At 53.8% G+C, this 4,305-nt stretch carries 4 protein-coding genes; all 4 read left to right on the forward strand.

Annotated elements, in window-relative coordinates; translation table 11 throughout:
* Positions 1-436: 436 nt before the first annotated feature.
* Positions 437-2,125 carry an S-layer homology domain-containing protein gene (locus KQI26_RS14810; RefSeq protein ID WP_216505013.1) on the forward strand — a complete coding sequence of 563 codons (1,689 nt, stop codon included), beginning with the start codon at positions 437-439 and terminating at the stop codon, positions 2,123-2,125.
* A gap of 38 nt (positions 2,126-2,163) precedes the next feature.
* Complete coding sequence (locus tag KQI26_RS14815; protein ID WP_216505014.1) at positions 2,164-3,411, forward strand: hypothetical protein; 1,248 nt, start codon at positions 2,164-2,166, stop codon at positions 3,409-3,411.
* Between the two features lie 225 nt (positions 3,412-3,636).
* Complete coding sequence (locus KQI26_RS14820; protein ID WP_371744215.1) at positions 3,637-3,933, forward strand: sigma-70 family RNA polymerase sigma factor; 297 nt, start codon at positions 3,637-3,639, stop codon at positions 3,931-3,933.
* Between the two features lie 215 nt (positions 3,934-4,148).
* Positions 4,149-4,305: transposase (locus KQI26_RS15565; protein ID WP_216505015.1), on the forward strand; the 157-nt coding region annotated here is incomplete at its 3' end.

A 4,305-nucleotide genomic window follows, 5' to 3' on the forward strand; every position in this document is an offset into this window, starting at 1 on the left:
GGACGACTTTGCAAAGCAGCTTGCCGTCCACAACCGCCGCTCCAACAACTTGCCCATGAGACCCCTCCGCTGGATGGCTCCCGCTGAGGTCACTGTCCAATATGTTTGACAAACCTACAAGTGGCTGGAAACCAAATGCGTAGAATGTATTGAAAAATAGAATAAAATGGGGTACAATAATATGCAAAATTTGCAAAGCACGCCGACAAGCAGGGCCCTGCTTGTTACTCTCCCCAACGGGGAGAGTAACAAGTGTTCTGCACCGCAAATGACAAATCCCGGCAAGCTCACCGGGCTGTGACGGCGCATAGCTATGGGGGCTTTGTGAGAGACTGATTGTATATCGCCTGCTTTCCGCTTTTTCATATAGCAGTCTCTTGACTTTCCGTACCCCAACCGCGGGGAGCCGCGGAAAATATACAGTAGGAGGAAGATCATGAAATGTAAAATCCTATCCCTCATTCTCGTGTTCGCCATGACAGTCAGTCTGTTCACGGTAGGCGCGGGCGCGGCAGAGCTGATCTACCGCGACACGGATGGTCACTGGGCAGCAGAGACCATCGAAGGCTTCAGCAGACTTGGTCTGATTGAAGGCTACAACGGCCAGTTCTTCCCGAACAAGAATATCACACGCGGCGAGATGGCTGTCATTCTTGACCGTCTGATGGACTATCAGACGGCGGCGAAGAACAGCTTCTCAGACCTTGGCGAAGCCTTTTACACGGACGCGGTGCTTAAGGCCAACGCTGTGGGCGTGATGCTCGGCAGCAACGGAACGGTGCGCCCCACCGACCCCATCACCCGACAGGAGGCTGCTGTGTTGCTCTGCCGTGCCCTCGGTCTTGAGGGCGGCGGCTCTGTGGCGCAGTTCTCCGACCGCGGGCAGATCGCCTCTTGGGCGGCTGACGCGGTTGGACTGATGGCTGCAAAGGGCCTCATTCAGGGCGCAAACGGCCTGTTCCGCCCCACGGAAGCCATCACCCGCGCTGAGACGGTCGCCATTCTTGACCGTGCGCTCGGCAAGCTCGTGAGCGAGGGCGAGAGCGCCAGCGGCAGAGTGGACGGCAATGTGGTCGTTCGCGGCGCGGGCGCGAAGCTCAGCGACATGACCATCAACGGCGACCTCATCATTGCCGAGGGCGTCGGCGTGGGCGAGGTCCATCTTAACGGCGTGACCATCACCGGCCGCACCATCGTGCGCGGCGGCGGTGTGAACTCCATCTACATGAACAATGTCCGCGCGAACGGCGGCGTGGTCGTCAACAAGCTTGACGGCAGAGTCCGCGTCGTCACCAGCGGCAGCACCACCGTCAGCGTCACCCTGCTCCAGTCGGGTGCGATTCTCGTCGGCGACGGCTTTAAGACCGTGGAGATCCCCGCCGACATCGCCAAGGGCCAGACGGTGGAGATCCAAGGCAACATCGAGCGCCTCGTCAACAGCAGCGAGGATGCGAAGATCACTGCCAACGGCACGATCCAGACGGTTGAGGCAAATGTCAAGACTGAGATCAAGGGCGACGCCAAGGTCGTCGGCGCGACAGGCTCCGCCGATGTGAAGGTCAACGGCTCCGCCGTTGCCAAAACCGACAAGCCTGCCGCGGGCGGCAGCTCCGGCGGCAATAGCAGCACGGCCTCGAAGGAGATCACGGGCGCTGAGAAGGTAACACTCAAAGTGGGTTACGGCGAGAAAACCGCAGATGAAGCGCTGGCAGCGCTCCCTACGACCGTTACCCTGAAGCTCAAGGACGGCAAGACCATCAGCGCAACCGTGACAGAGTGGAAATGGGCGAGCGGCGTAAAGTATGACAGCAAGCCTACGGCAGACACACCGCTCACGGCAGAAGGCAGCTTCACCGTACCCTCCGGCTATACCTACAGCGGCTCCACGACCGTACAGGCGACCGTGACCGTAAAGGCGCTGAATAAGTCTAAGCTTGAGGCGGCGAAGGATGCATATCTGGACTTGCAGAGTAAGCAGACAGACGATGAGAAGGAAGCCGCAACGGATAAGACAAAAATCCTGATAAAAGACAGCACTCCTGATCAAATTACGGCTGGCGTTCGATTTACGACACAAAAAGACTGGAAACCACTGGAAGATACAATCAGAAGTATAGGAATCTAGAAAAAGCTGGCTTTGCATCCCAGAAGGAATGCGATGACATGGCAGATGCACTGCAAGCTGAGATAACTACATTCGAGAAGTCGATCAAAACAGGCACAAGCACCACCACGGATGCATATATCCTGCAGCAGGTAAACGATGAGTTACTCAATCCAGGCAAGGGTGACTATGCGTATTCCTCACACATGCAGCCGCTGCAACCGGGCTATGCTTATTATCTGTTTAATGGCTACTATTCTGTTTCGAACAGCAGTGTGGACGTATCAATAGAGTGGTCAGTCAGCGGCTCCGATAAGGTCACTATCGGGGAAACGAACGATAGTGATAAAGACAGCAATGGTTATCATTATAGTTATGGCGCGAAGATAGCAGACGGAACGACAACGCCGACGGAAGTTACCTTCACGGCAACAGTAACGAGAAATGATACCCAAAAGGAAATCGGTAAAATCAACTACACCGCTACCCTCGGCGCACCGATCAGCGTGAGCGCAGACCAGCCGGACACTGTCCCTCAATTTAGGGCTATAAGCGATGGTACATCTTCCTCTACAGGCGCTACAAAATTCACAGGCGTTGTTCCGATTACCCTGAATGGTGCTGATGCAATCGCATCCGTGTCCAACGGCTGTGTAACGATGGATTCGGAGAGTACAGCGTCTGATGCTGGCAAAGTCTCGTTCAGCCATATCAGCGTGGATAAGGTTGAAAAGAGCGAAACAGGACTGAATGTGACTGTTTCCGTTATGACCGGCGGTATAGGCGGCGTATGGAGCGAGAACTCCCCTGTCCCTGCATCCAGCGACGGGAAATTGCTGAATATTTCCATTGACCCAAGCAAATTGCAGTTGAAGGAAAACACTCTCGGCTGGTATCAGCCGACCGACGCATTGAAGCTGGGTGAGATGACGGTAGAGGTACTCACACCCGCATTTACAAAAGTGGATTATGCTGATGATCAGGCAACCGGCAATCCAACATTCACCATCCAGACACAGAATATGCCGGAAAATGCCAAGGTCGAGGTGGCATTGGCAAAGACAAGTGTCAATGCAGCCGACATTGAAAAGTCAACAATTAAAGCCACAGCTACTCGCGGGAGCGATGGCAAGTATTCGGTAACCTTCGAAAAGAGCGACTTTGAAGCAAACGCAGAATACTATATTTGGCTTAGGTATGGCTCGTCCGGCTCGAATTGGGCTTATCCGGAGAACAATAGACCTACCTACACCTTCGGTAACACCACCAGCGGCGGCGAAGGCGGCGGTAGCATTACGATGCAGTAAGTATTACCAACGAAAAATAAGGAACCCGGACAAACGTCCGGGTTCCTTATTCCATATGCTCGACAGTGGGAACCGTCAAACCTAACCGCGCATAGACACACATGAGACAATAGTAGCGGAACGTTGCACAACGTTCCGTTACTGCCATATTGGGGGTGTCAGGATGACAAGTGCAGAGTTGAAACATCAGGCGGAGCTACAGGAGTGGGCGGCACAAATCCATGAATGCCGCAGCAGCGGTGGTTCTTACGGCTGGCGGCGCGGTTTGGGCCGCAGGCGGGAGAAGCGCAGGTTGGCGGTATGTGGATGCAGACGGCGCCCATTCCCGAGGATCATCGGGAAGTGCTGGAGGCCGTGCTGTCTTTGCCGGTGAAATACAAGGATGTGGTGTATCTTCATTATTACGAAGGCTATACAGCGTCTCAGATCGGGGAGATATTGGGGAAAAAGGCCAATACAGTGTATACTCTTCTCACCCGCGCCCGGCATATGCTCAAGGAAAAACTGGGGGAGGGTGTATGATGGATAACAGGCTGAAAACGGCGCTTGACTCCCTGCAGGCCGATGAGGCATTGAAGCAAAAAGCCTGGGAATCGGTGCAGCAAAAACGGAAGAAGCGGCGGAAAAGGAAAACAGGGAAGACAATGAGAAAGCAAAAAAGATTCCCTCAGCTTTGTGAACTGCACCCCATTTGTTAGACAGTATGATATACTATCTAACAGATGGGGTGATTTATTATGTCAAGAGGAAAACCAAACAAACGATACACGCCGGAATTCAAGAAGCTGGTCGTAGAAACTATGCAGCAGGAGAAACTGAGCTATCGAGAAACGGCTCGACAGTTTGAAATCAGCGATCATCACAGACTACAAGACTGGGAACGAATCTATCTGA

It is taken from the genome of Intestinimonas sp. MSJ-38, from assembly GCF_018917925.1.
Classification (GTDB): domain Bacteria; phylum Bacillota; class Clostridia; order Oscillospirales; family Butyricicoccaceae; genus Pseudobutyricicoccus.